Genomic DNA, 16734 nt, shown 5'->3' on the forward strand with positions numbered 1-16734 from the left:
CTTAACTCCCCTCTCCCTTTTGGAGAGGGGTTGGGGGTGAGATTAAACCAAAAAACTATGTTTAAAAAAACGATTGAATCATTTAATGTTGCCTGCGACGAAATTTTAGTAGCAAACGAAACGATGCAAAATAAGGCTAGTAATGGAATTATATTATGTAATAAAACATTAACAAACTTAAAAGAGATAGTGGATAAAAAAGATTTCAACACCGTTCCGGAAGAGATTGATTTTTTCAAAAATATCAAACCCGTCCCGATGAGTTTATTGATTTATTTTACGGAAGTACGTTCTTGTGAGCTAAGAATGCCCAAAGCAGGTAACTCCTACAAAGTCCAATTCTTTCAAAAAGAATTGCGAAAAATCAATAAGTTCTTTTACAAAAACACCGATTTTGTGCATTATATGGAGCAAGGAAACTGTTACCTAGATCATCAATTCTTTACCCGAAACCATCGCGATAATTTTCCATTTACACCCATGACCGATTACTATCAGTTTCCGGAATTTTCAACATCACAAGACATGCTTTGGGCAAAAGTAAAAGCGATGTACCGATTCATTCATTACATCCGACAAGCACTAAAAAGACTAAAAGTGGATGATTCCGAAATCTTTGAAGAAAAAAGACATAAAATATTGGTCTGGACGGGGCCAAAAACCGCCTTGGCAGAGTTAATCTATGCCTTATATTCAAATGGTGCAATCAATCATGGAGCAGCAGACATTAATATGATAACGGCATCCTTTGAAGATTTTTTCAACATCAAATTAGATAATATCTATAAAGCCTATACCGAACTCAAAGCCCGTAAAAGTAGCAAGACAAAATTTCTGGAAGAATTAACCCTAAATCTACAGCAAAAAATGTCCAGAGAAGACCAAAGTTAAAATCATAAATACGAAACGAGACAAGCAGTAAATCCTCATTAAAAATGGATATACTGCTTTTTTTTATATGATTTATCATTACCGTTCAGTTTATAAAATCAATAAACTCATGAAAACGTTCTCTCGTCGCCCTTATATTTTTAAGTCTAAAATCACGGTAAGGATTTGCGCGCTGGCCGATGGGAGTGACCTTCGAGCGAAGCGGCTGGGGTCAGGATAGGGAAATCCGTCCGATGATTTTAGACTTAAAAATATTGAGGCTTGATTTTTTGTTTCTTTTGTATCAAGACAAAAGAAAAAATACTTTTAAGATATAATTATCAATTTAGTTAATCGTAACTACGAAACCTCACCACCAGTAAATCCTGATTTAAAACAGAGTTACAATTTGTTTTTATTACAAAATCATCTAATGAATAGAGTTGAAAAAGTAAATGTTTTTGATAGGGGTAAAGAGTTATTTTTTTTAGAAAATAATTTCCCAGTAAAACCAAGGCTTTTAGGCTTCTAAATGTTAAATTTTTTCGTACTACGAAAGCCATTGGGATAAAATCCAACAAAAGCTACTGAATTTTGTAAAAACAAACTAAACAGTACTAATCTAAAACAGAAATCATGGCAGCATCCATTATTACAACCGAAGATCTTTATGAATTCAAAATTGAGCTATTGCAAGAAATCAAAAAAATGCTACAATCAACCGAGCCAAACAATAACAAGAAATGGCTCAAATCCAAAGAAGTCACAAAACTCCTAAACATTTCTCCAGGAACACTCCAAAATCTCCGCATCAATGGAACATTAACGTATACAAAAATAGGAGGTACCCTCTACTACGATAATGCCGACATCGAAAAATGTTTAAACACAAACAAAGTATCAGCACAACCAACACTATTCAAATAACCATCCCCTTCCTTTGGAGGGGTGCCCGTAGGGCGGGGTGGTAAACCCATAAACTAATAACTGAAAACTATCTCATGAACTACATAAAACATCTAACCGGCTTTTTCGATAAAGTGGCAAAAGACAAAATACTCAATCCAACACACGTTAGTTTATATATTGCATTATTCCAATTCTGGAATTGCAATCGCTTCAAAAATCCAATTAGTATTTCTCGCGATGAGGTAATGCGTATTAGTAAAATTAGTTCTAAAGCAACCTATCACAAATGTTTAAAAAACTTGCATGCTTTGGGGTATATAAATTACGAACCGTCTTATAATCCATTCAAAGGAAGCCAAGTATACTTATTTAACCTATCTGACGAACTTAAACCACTGTCCAAAAATGAAAAAAACACCAGTTCAAATACAGAACCTGTTTTTAAACTGGTTGATGAACAAGCTCTAAACAAGTCTTGTACTACTAGTGAAACAAGCACTGAACAAGCGCTGGTATCTTATACAAACAATACAAACATACCAAACTATTTAAAGAGTGTAAACTTGGGCGAGCAAGCAAAAAAAAATGAAATTGATGATGAATTTTTAAAAAATGTTGTTACTGAAATGCCTTTTGCATTCGCCGACACCGATAAAAATCAAACTGAAAGCGGTCGGCAAAAAAAAGAAAAAAGTTCCGCCAAAAAAGAAAAAGAGTTAACACCGACAATCGAAAATGTCAAAGCTTATTTTCTCAATCAGAACTTTCCGGAACTGGAAGCCATTAAATTTTTCAATTACTTCTCTAGCAACGGTTGGCTAGTCGGTGGCAAAACCCCGATGGTCGATTGGCAAGCCGCAGCACAAAACTGGATATTAAATGCCCCTAAATTCATTTCAAATGAACCACAATCCAACAGAGCAAAACACCTCAATACAGGAACAGACAAAGACTATTCAGAGCCGCTATAATTCCCCTCCTCCGGAGAGCCTGTCCCGTTCTCAAAACGGGAGGTGCCCGTAGGGTGGGGTGGAAAAATCTATGTTAATCCTTTTAATCGGTGGCTATAAAATATTTTTTTAATTCTTTGCGAACCTTGCGTTCAACCTTTGCGCTCTTTGCGGTAAAATCCTAAATTATGCAAACAGAAATAAAATCCCATTACAACTATCAAGAAATAATCCTTTGGCTAGAAAAAAAAGGCATTGAATTATACGGCAATCATTTCAAAATCCATGAAAGCGATTATCCAATAATCTACAAACTCATTGCCTACTTCCTCAAAGACGAAGCAACTTGTTTTCAATACAACATCGACCTCAACAAAGGGATTCTGCTTTCTGGCCCGGTAGGTTGTGGCAAAACATCACTAATGAATGTAATGAAACACCTAACACCAACAGAGCATAAATTTTCCGTAAAACCGTGCCGAGACATCAGTTATGAATTTATCCAAGACGGTTACCAAATCATTCACAAATATAGTAAGGGCAAACTATATGAATCAGAACCCAAAACAATCTGCTTCGACGATCTAGGAACAGAAAACAATCTAAAATATTACGGAAACGAATGCAATGTAATGGCAGAAATTCTATTAAGCCGATATGATTTATTCACAGCCAAAAAAATCCAAACTCACATCACCACAAACCTTTCGGCTTCCGAAATTGAAAATGTTTACGGAAACCGTGTTCGATCTCGTTTGCGGGAAATGATTAATTTGATTGCCTACGACAAAACCGTAAAAGACAAACGATAAAATCCCTCTCCAAAATCTTTGTGAACACATAACCCACATTCGGTAATCAAAATTTTAACATAGTTTGTAGTTTAACTGTATATTTTATTAAAGTTCATTTCCTTAAAGTGCCATTTGTATTTTATCAGCTTATTTTTATGACCTATGGCAGATTTCTAGAAACAAATAGGTTTTTCATTGGAAAGCTAAATAATTCCGGAAATCTGGTTAATAAAATTTTGATAGTCAATATCCTTGTATTGATAATAGCAATGTGTTAACAAACTAAAGCAAACCAAATTAAATTTAAAAATTAAACATTATGATAACAATTCAAGCAATTAAACCAGGTCCAAAACCAAAAAAAGAAGATGGGACAGACGATAGAAGAAGGCGAGTTGACCCACCAACAAAGCCAAAACATCCGACTTTAAAACCTCACATACATAAGCCTAAAGATTAGACTGGAATGTTGCAAAGTTAACGTTTAAAAGAGTGAGGACGATCAGCGAAATCGAAAACTCTAGCAAAGAGTACATAAAGGAATAAATAAATATAGAAACTATGGCACTATTCAACAAATCAGATATGCAGTACGACGATTATCAATGGACAGCTTATCCAAATGACAACCCAAGAGTAACGGGAAAACCCGATAGTACAAGATTTAATAGACATGAGGGATATGAAGTTTTATATTTAATAAATGCGTTGGCGGAAGAATGGGAATTTAAAAATGTAGCTAGTTGTTTGAAAATGGAAACAATGATAAGGGAAAAATTGCCTTCAGATACAATAATGCAAACTAAGGTAAAAGAATGGATAATAAAATATTGGAATAGTTAAGAAAACATAAACCTATAGAAAGTAGAAAAAAATATATAATATTTATGAGCTTTTTTACAGAACAAGAATTTAGAAATATTGCGAACCAAAAAGCTGGTTTTAGAGGATTAAGCGGGACCGTCAATGAAACAAGAATGTTTTCGGCATCTTCTTCGTCAACAAGTGTGTTTTTATCGCATGCACATCAGGATAAAGAAAAAATAGAACAGGCAAAATTGTTTTTTGAGAACTTAGGAATTCAAATCTATGTGGATTGGGCAGATCAAACAATGCCGGAAAGGACAAGTGGCGTAACTGCCCAAAACATAAAAAAACAAATCATAACTAAAAATGACAAGTTTATATTATTAGCTACCAATAATGCTGTAGTCTCTAAATGGTGTAATTGGGAAATCGGTATAGCTGACCCTTTTAAATTACCTAATAAAAAGATGGCTTTATTACCGCTTGCGGATAATAGAGGTAATTGGCAAGGCAATGAGTATTTACAAATTTATCCTCGAATTGAAAAGAATCCAACAAAATCAGGTGGAGAAGGTTATTTTGTTTGGTATCCTGATGGGAGTTATGATAACCTTGCAACATGGTTAAACAGATAGAAAATGAAAAGAAAAATAGAAAGTTTTATTAATAGCTATTTAAAAGAAATAGAAGAAAACAATGCCGGAATTTTTGCAGGAGCAGGCCTTTCGGTCGCTTCCGGCCATGTGGATTGGAAAGGTCTTTTAGAAGAGTTTGCGGATGATTTAGGTTTAAATATTGAGAAGGAACATGATTTGATTTCATTGGCACAATATCATCTTAATAAAAACGCCAATAACAGGCATTCTCTAAATCAAAAAATTGCAAATGAATTTCACCATGGTAAAAACCCTAATCAAAATCATGAAATACTGGTTAGACTTCCAATTTTCACATACTGGACAACTAATTATGATCGATTAATTGAAACGTCTCTAAAAAATATTGGAAAAATAGTCGACGTTAAATACGCAACTAAACATCTTGCAAACACAATACATGGAAGAAATGCTATTTTATATAAAATGCATGGCGATGTTGAAAATCCTGATGAAGCAATTATTTCTAAGGATCAATATGAAAAATACTATCAATCTCATGGTGCTTTCATCAATACCTTGAGCGGTGATTTAGTCTCAAAAACATTCCTATTCATTGGATTCAGTTTTACTGACCCAAATTTAGATTATATTCTGAGCAGAGTCAGGGTAACATATGAAACAAATCAGAGAAAACATTATTCCCTGATGAGAGAGGTCAAAAAAGAAGTTAACGATTCTGATGTAGAATTTGAATTAAAAAAATTAAAGCAAGAGTTAATTATTAATGACTTGTTACGATTTAATATTCATGTTCTTTTAGTTAAAGAGTATACTGAAATAACGGAAATTCTTCAAGAAATAGAAAATAGATTCAAACGTAAAACTATTTATATTTCAGGAAGTGCAAATGAATATGGCAAATGGAGCCCTGCTATAGCAGAGGAGTTTATCTCTTCACTAAGTCAGGAGTTAATTAAAAATAACTTTAAAATCGTTTCAGGCTTCGGATTAGGGGTCGGTAGTTCAGTAATTAGTGGTGTTTTAAAAGAGATTTATATCAATCGTAGAGAAAATATTAATAACCAATTATTATTGAGACCATTCCCTCAAGGAAATGCCGAAATACAAAAACAATGGAATGATTATAGAAAGGATATGATTTCTTACTCTGGAATTTCCATTTTCATCTTCGGTAATAAATTAGAAAAGGGCGAACTTGTAACAGCTAATGGTGTTGAAAGTGAGTTTGATATTTCAAAAGCTCATAATTCTATGGTAATTCCAATCGGTGCTACTGGCTATAAGTCCAGAGAACTTTGGGAAAAGGTTCTTAACGATTATGAATCTTATTTTGGAACAAATAATAATTTTGAATTGTTCTCAGAATTAGGAAATGATGAATTAGAACCAAAAAAGTTAATAGAACTTACAATTAATTTTATCTCAAAAATCATTAAAAATTAAATTATGACAAGAAAAATTTTTACAAGTTTTCATTATGTACCTGATAATTGGAGAGCATCCCAAATTAGAAGCATGGGAAAATTAGAGGGCAGTAGTGTTGCTACTGCTAATAAATGGGAAGAGGTTACCAATGGAGGGAATAAAGCTATTGAGAAGTGGATAGATGATAACATGAGTGGAAAATCCTGTATTATTGTATTTGTTGGAGAAAATACAGCAAATAGAAAGTGGATAAATTACGAAATCAAAAAGGCTTGGGATGCCGGTAGAGGGGTGTTCGGAATTTATGTTCATAATCTAAAAGACAGTAACGGAGAACAGTCAGAGAAAGGAGACAATCCATTTGAAGAGTTCACAGTAGATGATAAAAGTTTGTCATCAATAGTAAAATGTTATAATCCACCCTATTCTACAAGCACGTATGTTTATGATCATATTAAGGAAAATATTGAAGACTGGATAGAAAAAGCTATAGAAATACGAAATCAACATTAGTTAACATCCAATCGATGATTAAGTAAGTACACTGGATAAAGAAAAAAAATGGTTATAAAAAAGTAAAATTAAAAAATAAAAACGTCTGCGAAAACATCATGTCTTAAGTGTAGTCAATGTATTATACAATTAAAATATACCTTGTTCTTGGAAAGTATTTAGGATAATATTTTTACCAATCGAAATAATAGCATCTATTTTTCATGATGATAATGAGTTAGACATCGTTACTTTAGACGAAATTAAATCAAGTGCATCAAACGATTTTGAAAACATAAATGAGATGATAGAATGTAAACTCCAATGATATTATACCACAGTCATAATGATAGGCTAAAACCTGTATAATAAACCAACCAAATTTATTATACAGGTTTGAGTTTACTATACAAGGGTAAAAAATAACCCTTTATAGACAAACAAAGGTAAAATCGTTTAAATTTTACCCTCATTAAATTGATATCTCATTTTACGCTTAATAACACATTGTTTAGCAAATCGTAAAAAAAATAGAATGGAATTTTGGTCCTATTATTTACGAAATTTAAATCAAATAAGCAACCGAATCATACAGTAAACTTTCGGTATTAAAATTATTTCCCTGTCAAAGTTTAATAGCTTTGATAGGGAAACAAAAGACAAAAGATAGCCACACGAAACTTAGTCTCGATAATTATTGAGATACGAACTTAGAGACTTTAAACTTTAAACAATAATAAACCCTTAAACAACTCGCAATCGCAACCTCATAGTCCACGACTCATGCAGGATTTTTCAACTAAAGTTGTTAATAACAATATCCTTTATATCCTTATAAATTGCGTATTTTTAAAAATCCTATAAAAAAAAGTATTGCCAAATGTCATTATTTCAAAAACCCGTTGTTCTACAAGCCCTAAATAGAATCCACAGAACTCTGGAAAGAGACTATGAATTGTCATTTTTACCCAAAAAACTCCAAGATTGGTATTTGTTATCATATGCTGAATTTATCAAAGAACTAGTCAAAAAGAAAATAAAATTTTCCCTTTCCGAAGAAGCCGAATGGGAGGACTATTTCAATCAGGAAAGTAAAAAAGCACTTAACCTGAAAAATCAAATAGATAAGACAGATAAGGAAATTGATAAGATGGTGTATGAGTTGTATGGGTTGACGGAGGAGGAAATTGAAATTGTTGAAAATTCTTAAAATATGGGAAAAAAGAAAGAGCAAAAACAACAAGAAAGATTTAACCAAGATTGGTCGGAATATAGAAATTCTGTTTCAGAAAATAAAAATAAAAGTCAGGATGATTTTGAAAAGTATATAAATCTTTTAGCTTCTGGAGGAATAATTGTATCGTTAACTTTTCTAGAAAAAATAACGGCTGTTGTAAAAATTGAATATATAATTTTTTATCTGATAGGATTGTTTTTGTTAGTTGTAACACTAATTTCAAATCTTTACTCTCATCATAAATCAATTCAAGATTCTGATTCAATTATTAAAGAAATTGATGAAGAAAAATATGAAGACATTTTTAAAAATATAGACAAAAGAAATAAGCCAATCAATTTACTAAATATAACTTCCATTTGGAGTTTAATTATCGGAACAATATTAATACTAACATTTGTATCTATAAATCTTTTCGCAATGAATGATAATCAAAAACCACGGCCTAGTGACAGCCCTAGACAACACCCTAAACCGCAAACAGAAGAAAAAGGAAGAACTAATCCAGCACCTCCACGAACTAATCCAGCTTCAACGCCTAAAAAATAAAATTTATGAATAACGAAACTAACAAAAAAACTAAGGTTTTATTGGATGCAGTGGAAAAATTAAGTAACCTAGACACCAATCGTAATTTTGAACAAAATATAATCGCAGGTCGTGTTAATCCGACACCTTCATTTTCATTAAATCCAAAAATTACTGTAAAACCTAAAAAAGACGAAGAGAAATAGATCTAATAGTTTGTCATTTGTACGGGTTGATTGAGGGGGGCATTGTTGAGGGATAATTTAAAAAGACATATGAATATAAAATTTTTAAAAGCATTCAATGGTGATGCAATTTGGATTTCATTTTTAGAAAATGGGGCACCATGTAATATATTAATTGATGGAGGTGTGGGAAATACATACAGGAGTCGATCGAACGTTAAAGGTGATTTACATAAAGTAATTGAAAAAATCCGAGAAGATAAGCAGTTCATAGATCTTCTGATTCTAACTCATTTTGATGATGATCACATTGGAGGTATTTTGAGGTGGCTGAATAAAGACAAAGTGGCATCTACACTTATTAAAAAGGTTTGGTTTAACTCAGGAAAGGAAATTGCTAAGAAGTTTAATATTGATGAAAACAAAGATTTAGATGTTGAAATAATTGATGGAGCGGAAGATTTCTACTCAAGTCCCAAGCAAGGGATTAAATTTGAAAAATATCTCAGAGATAATAATATATGGGAAGGTAAAATAATTGAACAAGGTTCAGAATTTGATTTATTAGGTGTGAAATTTAAAATATTGTCTCCTAACAGCAAGACGTTGGATAAACTTTTAAAATTGTACGAAAAGCAGAAGAATTATTTTACTGCAGGTGGTGAAAATGACTTCGATACTTTGCTACAAGATTTTATAAATGATGAAAATCAATCTGATTTTAAATTTAAGGAAGATAATGATGTTGCCAATGGTAGTTCTATTGCTTTTATAATGGAGTATGACAGCAAAAGTTTTTTATTCTTAGGGGATGCACACCCATCTGTTGTGATAGAAGGTTTAAAAATGTTTGGCTTCGATAAAGATAATACTTTGAATACGGAATTAATGAAGGTTTCTCATCACGGAAGCATGTATAATACAAATAAAGAACTTTTAGAAATTGTAAAAACGGACAATTATTTAATAAGTACAGATGCATCAAAGCATGGACTACCAAATAAAAGAACAATAGCTAGAATTATCAATAATAATCCTAATGCTATAATCCGCTTTAATTATGATTTAAAAGATAGAATTTTTTTAAAAGAAGATTGGAATGGCTTTTCATTTTTTAAAGCTATGGAAACAAATGAATTTATTTATCAATGGAAGAAAACGATTTAAAAAGATATACTGTCATTCTAGGTTCTGGTAGTGGAATTTTGTTTCAACCTTTAGATGAATCAAAAACTTATGTGCTTTCTGCAAAACACGTATTTTATGATAAAGATAATACAGGACATGAAACAAAATATACTCTTAAACATAAGATTAATTTGTGCTTTTTTAATACACAAAATGAATTAAAAGAAATTGAAATTACAAACGGAGTAAATTATTTTGAACATTCTGATGCAGACAATGATTCAGCGATTCTAATTCTAAATGAGAATTTGGGTTATAATCAAATTTTCGTTGATGAAGATTGTATTGCATTTAATGAATGTTTATTATGTGGTTATCCTAGTAAAATAGATGATAATAAAAATGACAGATATAGTAATCATCAAATTAATCGTAAAATCGATACAACAAATAATGGGTATTTTAGATTAGAGACAAACTTCGGAAATCTAAATCACGAAGATATTATAGGCTTCTCTGGTGGTGGAATTTTGAGATTAAGCAATGGAATGATACACATTGTTGGCATTCAATCATCTACAACTACGGATTATGCAAATGGGCAAATAGATGTTGTTCCAATCAGCAAGTTTTTAGAAATAGTTGAGGAGAATAAAGATAAATTATCGGAAATGATTCCACCATATCTTTCGAGCTTTGAATTTTTAAAAAGTAAAATATTTGATTTCAGTGCTGGTTCTGATGAAGAAGACATTACACTAACTAAATCACTTTTAAAACGCAAAGCTATAGAAGTCATTAATAGTGATATTACTCCTAGTTTTATAAAAAATCATTTTAAAGACAAATTGTTAATAAATGAAAATGATTTGTCCAATCTCAAAGATGAACTAATATATATAACCTGGTTAGAATTTTTGACTTTTTTAAATATTGTAAAAACTAAAACTTGTACTACTGATGAATTAATAGAAGTGCAGTCAATTATTAGACTTCTTTGTAAAATGGATGAAACAGAATGGCTAGGAGATAATTTTATAAAAGATTGCTTGTCTTTTAATTATGACGATCTTGGTGATAATGGTACCGTTTTTATTAAGACAAAAAGTAAGCCTAGTAAAATTAAAGATTATAGTATTCCTAAAGGAGCTATGATATCTAGTATTGCTTCAATTAAAAATAGTTATTTAAAAGGTGTTCCTGTCTATGATGGAGCAGGAGCTGATATCTTTAATGCTGAATCAGAAACTAAAGAGTTCATTTTTGATAAATATAATTTTATTCATTTTGAGTATCTTAAATATGTAATGCTTGTAGAAAACAGTGGTGATTATCGGCACTTTACCAGATTAACTGAAAATGAATTATTAATAAAACTTAAAGAAGAATATGGAAAAGTATTTGGAATATAGTACTGCAGTTATAAATCAATTGAAGGAAAAATATAAGACTTGTGATTTTCATTTTCATTTAGATGATGTAAATGTTAAAATATCTGTCTTTTTTGTATTAACAAATAGTTCAAGTCTTCGAGAATCAGAATCTTGGAAAAAAATATCAGAAGAAATTGCTTTAAAATATCAGACTAAATTAGATACGGTATATGAAAAATGGAATCTGTACATCATATATATCACAAACGATATAGCTCCCAAAGAACTCAAAAACCAAATTGAAAATGACAAATTTTCAAGTAGAAAAATTGTTGAAGATTGTTATGGCAAAGAATTTAATGATGATGAGGCGAATCGTTTAATTATTAAGCACATTACAAATTCAGATTTAAAAGAAATTGTAGATGCAACACAAGAAGTTACTATTTTGGAATATATTCCTAAAAATGAAAAACTTTGGAAACTTCTTATTAGAGAAGAAAAAGTCATTGGTGACAGAAAAGCTCAGGAAGAATTCATAAAAAAAATAATTGCATTATGAAAATCAAAAGTGTAAAAATTACTGGTTTCAGAGCATTTGAAAAAGAGGAAGATTCAACTTTTGATTTTACGAAAGATGGCGAAATAATGAATTTTGCTTCAATATATGCTCCAAATGGATTCGGTAAAACCTCATTCTATGATGCTGTCGAATGGGGTGTGACCCATAAAATCCAACGATTCGATAGAATGGTGGATTTTGAAAAAGTAAGAAAAGATAATGATGCACCTTTATTGTTGAATAAGGCTTCAACAGAAGGAAAAGTTATAGTTGAAACAAATAATGAACTTTTTGAAAATATAATAAATATTCGAAAAAAATACGATTATAAAGCAAAGGCGAGTAATGAATATTTTAAAGACCAAATATTAACTCAAGATTTGATTGATGCTTTTCTTAAAGAAGAGAAAGCCGATAAGCGATATGAAAATTTTTTGGATATTGATGATAATTTAAAAAAATATGATTCGATATACAAAAAGATAAACCGCTTGTTGGAATATATCAAAGATGAAAAGAAAGGCCTAGTTAATAAAAAAGGGGAAGAAGAAAAAAAACTTCAAGGCGAAATTGATTTTGAACAAGAGTTTAAAAAATTTGATGAAATTAATCAAATAATCAGTTCACTTAACAATGAAAATGAAAACTTCAATTTGATTGATCAAAGTACATTCAATCAAACTTCTTATGATAATTTATCTAGGAATGTTGAGATTCGATTGTTTTCATTGGAAGAAGAATTAATAAAAGCTAAACAACGAATCGATACCATAATATTAGCAAGAGATGGAGAGGAATCTGAAGATAAAAAATTAAATAGGGGGATTTTATCTCATCTAGATAGTAGGAGTAAAATTCTGAAATTAGATGAACAACAAAATGAATTTAATCAGATAGTTAAATGGTTTGAAGCTCAAGAAAAGATTAATAATGAATCCAATGTTAACGATGAAAATTTACAAATTCAACAAAATAGATTGGAGCACGCTCTAAATATTGAGAAGCAGTTTGAAACATTTCTTGGTATACAAAAAGAGATTGATAGTTTACACAAGAATATTGCAGAGTTTAAAGACAAATTACTTAATACCGAACGTGACAAGTTTGATTTTGAACAGAAGAAAAACGATATAATTATAAGATTTAATGAATTAAAGAATTCTCTTGAAAACAATCGGTCTAAATTAAACAATTTACCTGGTCAGCAAAAACAGATGGAATTAATCAATCAGAGTATTGTTGATTCACAAAAGAATATTGATGATTTATCAAAATCAATTGGTACAGAAGAAAAGAAGCAGAATGACCTAAAAACAATTTTAGATGAATTTGGATATTATGAAGATAAGATCAGAAATGATATTGCACTTTTGCTAGAATTTAAATTATTTGACCAACATAAAGAATTGATTACTAATTACATATCTGAGGAAAAAAAATTAGAAAATTTTAAAAGAAACATTCAGGAAATCCAATTTAAAATAGATAATCAAAATCAGTTCAATAAAGAACTTAATGATTTTATCAATTTAGGATTGGAATTGGTAAATAATTCAAAAAGTTCCGATTGTCCCTTATGTAATTATAGCTATGATTCGTTTGAAAAACTTTCTGAAAACATTTTATCTAACAAATTGTTGGATAGTAAGTTGAAAATATATTTAGAAGAAAAGATTGAGATTGAATCAAATGCAAATAAACTAGTATTACAGCTATCTGTTAATAAAGAAAAAATTGAGAAAGCTTTTACTTTAATCAAACAGCCCTATTTGTCAAATTATAAGAATAGACAGAATGTATTAGATAAATTAGACTCCGAGAGAAAGGCCAACTTAGAAAAATTAAATAGTAATCAAGCGATCTTAAACAACATTAATTTATCATTAGGAGATTCGAAGACATTTGAAGAATTATCAACAAAAACACAAAAAGATTTATCAAAAATAGATAGCCAGATATTAGAGCTCTCTAATCAAATGAAAAAAAATGATGAAACATTATTAGAGAAAGAAACATTAATTAAATCAACTCAAGAAAAATTAGAAATTTCAGAACGTAACCTGTTAAAATATCAGTCTTCAAATGAGTATAAGGAAATCAGAGAGTATTTTATTAAAGAATTAAATGTTAATAATATTGAAAAATCTATACTATCAGAAGGCATATCTAATATTCAGATAAAGATAAATGATTTAACAAGTAAAAAAGAAAGCGCAATCAAATCTTTGCATGAGTTAAAGATAAAATTATCAAATTACACTTTATCTAAGAATGAATATATTAAGAGTATTGAAGAAGTAAATGATATTAAAAATATAATGTTGAGAATTTATGAAAGCTATGAAAATTATATTCAATCAGAATTTGGTATAATAATAAGCGATAAAGATAAATTTCAAATTGAAAATGCTTTTATAGATTTGATTGAAAGACAAAAGGAAATAGAAAGGCAAGCTGAATCTAAAATTGAAAAATTTAAGATTGTTAAAATTTTAAATGACGCTTGCATAAAAGCTACTGAATCAAAAAAAGTACAAGATCAAATTAAAATGATTACCAATAATCTTAAAGAGTTAGGTAATTCTGAGGAAGTGTTGAATATCGAAAAAGAGCACCTTCGATCGTACCTGAAAGATACGATCGAAGCATATTTCTATACGCCATTAATTAATGCCATTTATAGAAAAATTGATCCACATCCCGATTATACCTTGATTAAATTTGAGTGTGATTTTGCAGAGAATAAACCTCGTTTACAAATTTATACTGGAACTGAGGAAGAAGACTGGTCAGTACCTTCGTTATATTTTAGTACCGCTCAAGTAAATATTTTAAGTTTAAGCATATTCTTAGCACGTGCTCTAAAAACAAAAGATGATGATAAAAAACCGGTAGATTGCATCTTTATAGATGATCCAATTCAATCAATGGACAGTATTAATATTCTATCGTTTATAGATTTATTTAGAGGTATAACATTGTTTTTAGATAAACAATTAATTGTATCAACTCATGAAGAAAACTTTCATCTTTTATTAAAAAAGAAAATTCCTTCGGAGTTATTTAAATCAAAATTCTTAGAGTTTGAGACTTTTGGAAAGTTGAAAGCTGAAGATAATGAGCTACTGAAGACCTAAAGCCATAATTGGATTATTCAAAACTGCCAATCAAACAACTATAAATAACTGATATCAACTTTAGATTTCCAAAGAAGCTAAAAAATGAACTAATCGATGGATAATAGCTCGATTCAAAAAGAACAAAACGAATACGCCAAAAACGTAAAAGGAGAACCTATATACATCCTTGAAGCCGAAAGCGGTCGTAAAGGCTATTGGTGTATGGGCTGTGATACAGAAATGGAAGCTGTCAAGAGAATCAAGAATATTCACCATAAGTCCTATTTTAGGCATATTGCTAAAGATAAAGATATTGAGAGGAAGTGTACATTCAGTAATCAAGATTACAGACATAGACTTGCAATAGATATTTTGCAAAGAACGAAAAGAATTAAAGTGCCTAATCTCTATAAATATGCACCGGATGGTTCAGAAGCAATATTGCTCGAAGAAACAAAATTCGTGGAAGCCCACTCAGTTAGAGCGGAACTTACATTTTATGAAGATGATAATGGAAAGGTTCAGTGGGGTAAAAATCCGGAAATAGAAAATAAAAATTTATTGATCAGACCCGATGTGACATTTTTTGATATTCATGGAAAACCAATTCTCCTTATTGAAATTGTTGTCACACATAAGTTGGATGATGATAAAAAAGCAAAAATTAATCGACTGGGAATTAATACTATTCAAATAACCATACCAAAAGATTCTCCGGAAAATATTGCAAAGAACTTATTAATAACAAAAAACACTAAATGGGTTTTCAACAATGTCGAACAAAACACAAACTACTTTCAACTTCCCAATAGAGCTTCAGAGAGAATATTACCGATTGACACAATCGAAATGGGATTTTTCAGAGAATCTTTCGTCTGTCGAGAGAACCAAATTAGGAATCTTATACGAGGACTTAAAAAGTGTGTGGGATCGCAACACTACAGAAGTGTTGAACGAAAACTTGAATCTGAGATATCAAGAATTGAGGAAGCTACAAGAAAGCATCAATCAAGATTGGACGAAATACAAGCAGGAATTGAAAGAGAAATACATTCAGAACTTGAATCAAGAAGAGAAGAACTTGAATCAAGAAGAGGAAAGCTTGAAGAAAACGGTCTTGACCTGGAAAAACGATATTTTAAGCGCAGACAAGAAATTACAGATGAACAAGCTGATACTGACAGGGAGATTGAGCTTAGACACCGAATTGGAAAATCTGAAGAAGACATTAGAAGAGAATTTGAATCAGAAGAAGCAAGAATTGACAGTGAGCTCAGCAGAATTAAGCGAGAACAAGGGCATATTGTCGATGAAATCCAATCAGAATCAAGATTCGAAGAGAATTTTGATGGAGAAAAATTACGAATTGAAGATGAAGAAAGAGACCTTGAACAAGAATTTGCAGACCTTGAAAGACAAGAACGTGAAGGATTTGAAAGCCTTAGAAAAAAGTTTCAACCTGATGAAGGAACAAATGGAGAATTCACAAAATTCACAATTGAGGAGAGAATACGAAGCGAATTTGAAAGGAAACACGAACAAGTTGTTGAAAGAGTTAACAATAGAGATGTACAGCCAAATGACGAACTGTCCGAAAGAATTAAAACCATACTTGAATTACGGGGAGTACTTGATGATTATAACGATGTACAAGCAACTCTCGAAAGATGCCGAACAGGAAAAGAAATTGTTAAAATCGGATCTTATAAAGAATGGGATTAATGAGGAATGGTTT

General features: G+C 30.8%; 17 protein-coding genes. All 17 read left to right on the forward strand.

The annotated features are described in order from the left end of the window. Positions 1–57: 57 nt before the first annotated feature. The 17 genes from KZH69_RS02505 to KZH69_RS02585 all read left to right on the forward strand — a co-directional run bounded on the left by KZH69_RS02505 (position 58) and on the right by KZH69_RS02585 (position 16721). Positions 58–891: an RteC domain-containing protein gene (locus KZH69_RS02505; RefSeq protein ID WP_219315885.1), complete on the forward strand. Its 834-nt coding sequence runs from the start codon at positions 58–60 to the stop codon at positions 889–891. Positions 892–1506: 615 nt separating this feature from the next. Next, positions 1507–1797: a helix-turn-helix domain-containing protein gene (locus KZH69_RS02510; RefSeq protein ID WP_219315886.1), complete on the forward strand. Its 291-nt coding sequence runs from the start codon at positions 1507–1509 to the stop codon at positions 1795–1797. A gap of 74 nt (positions 1798–1871) precedes the next feature. Beyond that, positions 1872–2750 (forward strand): transcriptional regulator, encoded by an 879-nt coding sequence (locus KZH69_RS02515; protein WP_219315887.1) that lies wholly within the window; start codon positions 1872–1874, stop codon positions 2748–2750. A gap of 167 nt (positions 2751–2917) precedes the next feature. Continuing rightward, complete coding sequence (locus KZH69_RS02520; RefSeq protein ID WP_219315888.1) at positions 2918–3541, forward strand: AAA family ATPase; 624 nt, start codon at positions 2918–2920, stop codon at positions 3539–3541. A 301-nt stretch (positions 3542–3842) separates the two neighbouring features. Beyond that, complete coding sequence (locus tag KZH69_RS02525) at positions 3843–3983, forward strand: hypothetical protein (RefSeq protein ID WP_219315889.1); 141 nt, start codon at positions 3843–3845, stop codon at positions 3981–3983. A gap of 101 nt (positions 3984–4084) precedes the next feature. Continuing rightward, a complete protein-coding gene (locus KZH69_RS02530; protein WP_219315890.1) occupies positions 4085–4366 on the forward strand; it encodes a hypothetical protein in 282 nt (93 codons plus the stop codon). A gap of 44 nt (positions 4367–4410) precedes the next feature. Next, positions 4411–4965, forward strand: a complete 555-nt coding sequence (locus KZH69_RS02535) for a toll/interleukin-1 receptor domain-containing protein (protein ID WP_219315891.1) — start codon at positions 4411–4413, stop codon at positions 4963–4965. Between the two features lie 3 nt (positions 4966–4968). After that, positions 4969–6393 carry an SIR2 family protein gene (locus tag KZH69_RS02540; RefSeq protein ID WP_219315892.1) on the forward strand — a complete coding sequence of 475 codons (1425 nt, stop codon included), beginning with the start codon at positions 4969–4971 and terminating at the stop codon, positions 6391–6393. 3 nt (positions 6394–6396) lie between these two features. Continuing rightward, positions 6397–6888, forward strand: coding sequence for a TIR domain-containing protein (locus KZH69_RS02545; protein WP_219315893.1), 492 nt, complete (start codon positions 6397–6399; stop codon positions 6886–6888). An 859-nt stretch (positions 6889–7747) separates the two neighbouring features. Continuing rightward, positions 7748–8077 carry a DUF8810 domain-containing protein gene (locus KZH69_RS02550; protein WP_219315894.1) on the forward strand — a complete coding sequence of 110 codons (330 nt, stop codon included), beginning with the start codon at positions 7748–7750 and terminating at the stop codon, positions 8075–8077. Positions 8078–8080: 3 nt separating this feature from the next. Continuing rightward, positions 8081–8653, forward strand: coding sequence for a hypothetical protein (locus KZH69_RS02555; protein WP_219315895.1), 573 nt, complete (start codon positions 8081–8083; stop codon positions 8651–8653). Positions 8654–8658: 5 nt separating this feature from the next. Then, complete coding sequence (locus KZH69_RS02560; protein WP_219315896.1) at positions 8659–8838, forward strand: hypothetical protein; 180 nt, start codon at positions 8659–8661, stop codon at positions 8836–8838. Positions 8839–8907: 69 nt separating this feature from the next. Continuing rightward, the gene (locus KZH69_RS02565) at positions 8908–9984 is read left to right on the forward strand and encodes a ComEC/Rec2 family competence protein (RefSeq protein ID WP_219315897.1); all 1077 of its coding nucleotides are present in this window, start codon (positions 8908–8910) and stop codon (positions 9982–9984) included. Then, positions 9966–11357, forward strand: a complete 1392-nt coding sequence (locus KZH69_RS02570) for an ABC-three component system protein (RefSeq protein ID WP_219315898.1) — start codon at positions 9966–9968, stop codon at positions 11355–11357. Before KZH69_RS02565 ends, KZH69_RS02570 begins: the two co-directional genes overlap by 19 nt. Then, positions 11335–11880: an ABC-three component system middle component 1 gene (locus tag KZH69_RS02575; protein ID WP_219315899.1), complete on the forward strand. Its 546-nt coding sequence runs from the start codon at positions 11335–11337 to the stop codon at positions 11878–11880. The genes KZH69_RS02570 and KZH69_RS02575 overlap by 23 nt, the downstream gene beginning before the upstream one ends. Then, positions 11877–15017, forward strand: a complete 3141-nt coding sequence (locus KZH69_RS02580) for an AAA family ATPase (protein WP_219315900.1) — start codon at positions 11877–11879, stop codon at positions 15015–15017. The genes KZH69_RS02575 and KZH69_RS02580 overlap by 4 nt, the downstream gene beginning before the upstream one ends. 96 nt (positions 15018–15113) lie before the next feature. Beyond that, entirely contained in the window at positions 15114–16721 is a 1608-nt protein-coding gene (locus KZH69_RS02585) for a hypothetical protein (protein WP_219315901.1), read from the forward strand. Positions 16722–16734 lie beyond the last annotated feature (13 nt).

Origin of the sequence: Flavobacterium taihuense (assembly GCF_019351435.1) — a bacterium.
GTDB classification, from domain to species: domain Bacteria; phylum Bacteroidota; class Bacteroidia; order Flavobacteriales; family Flavobacteriaceae; genus Flavobacterium; species Flavobacterium taihuense.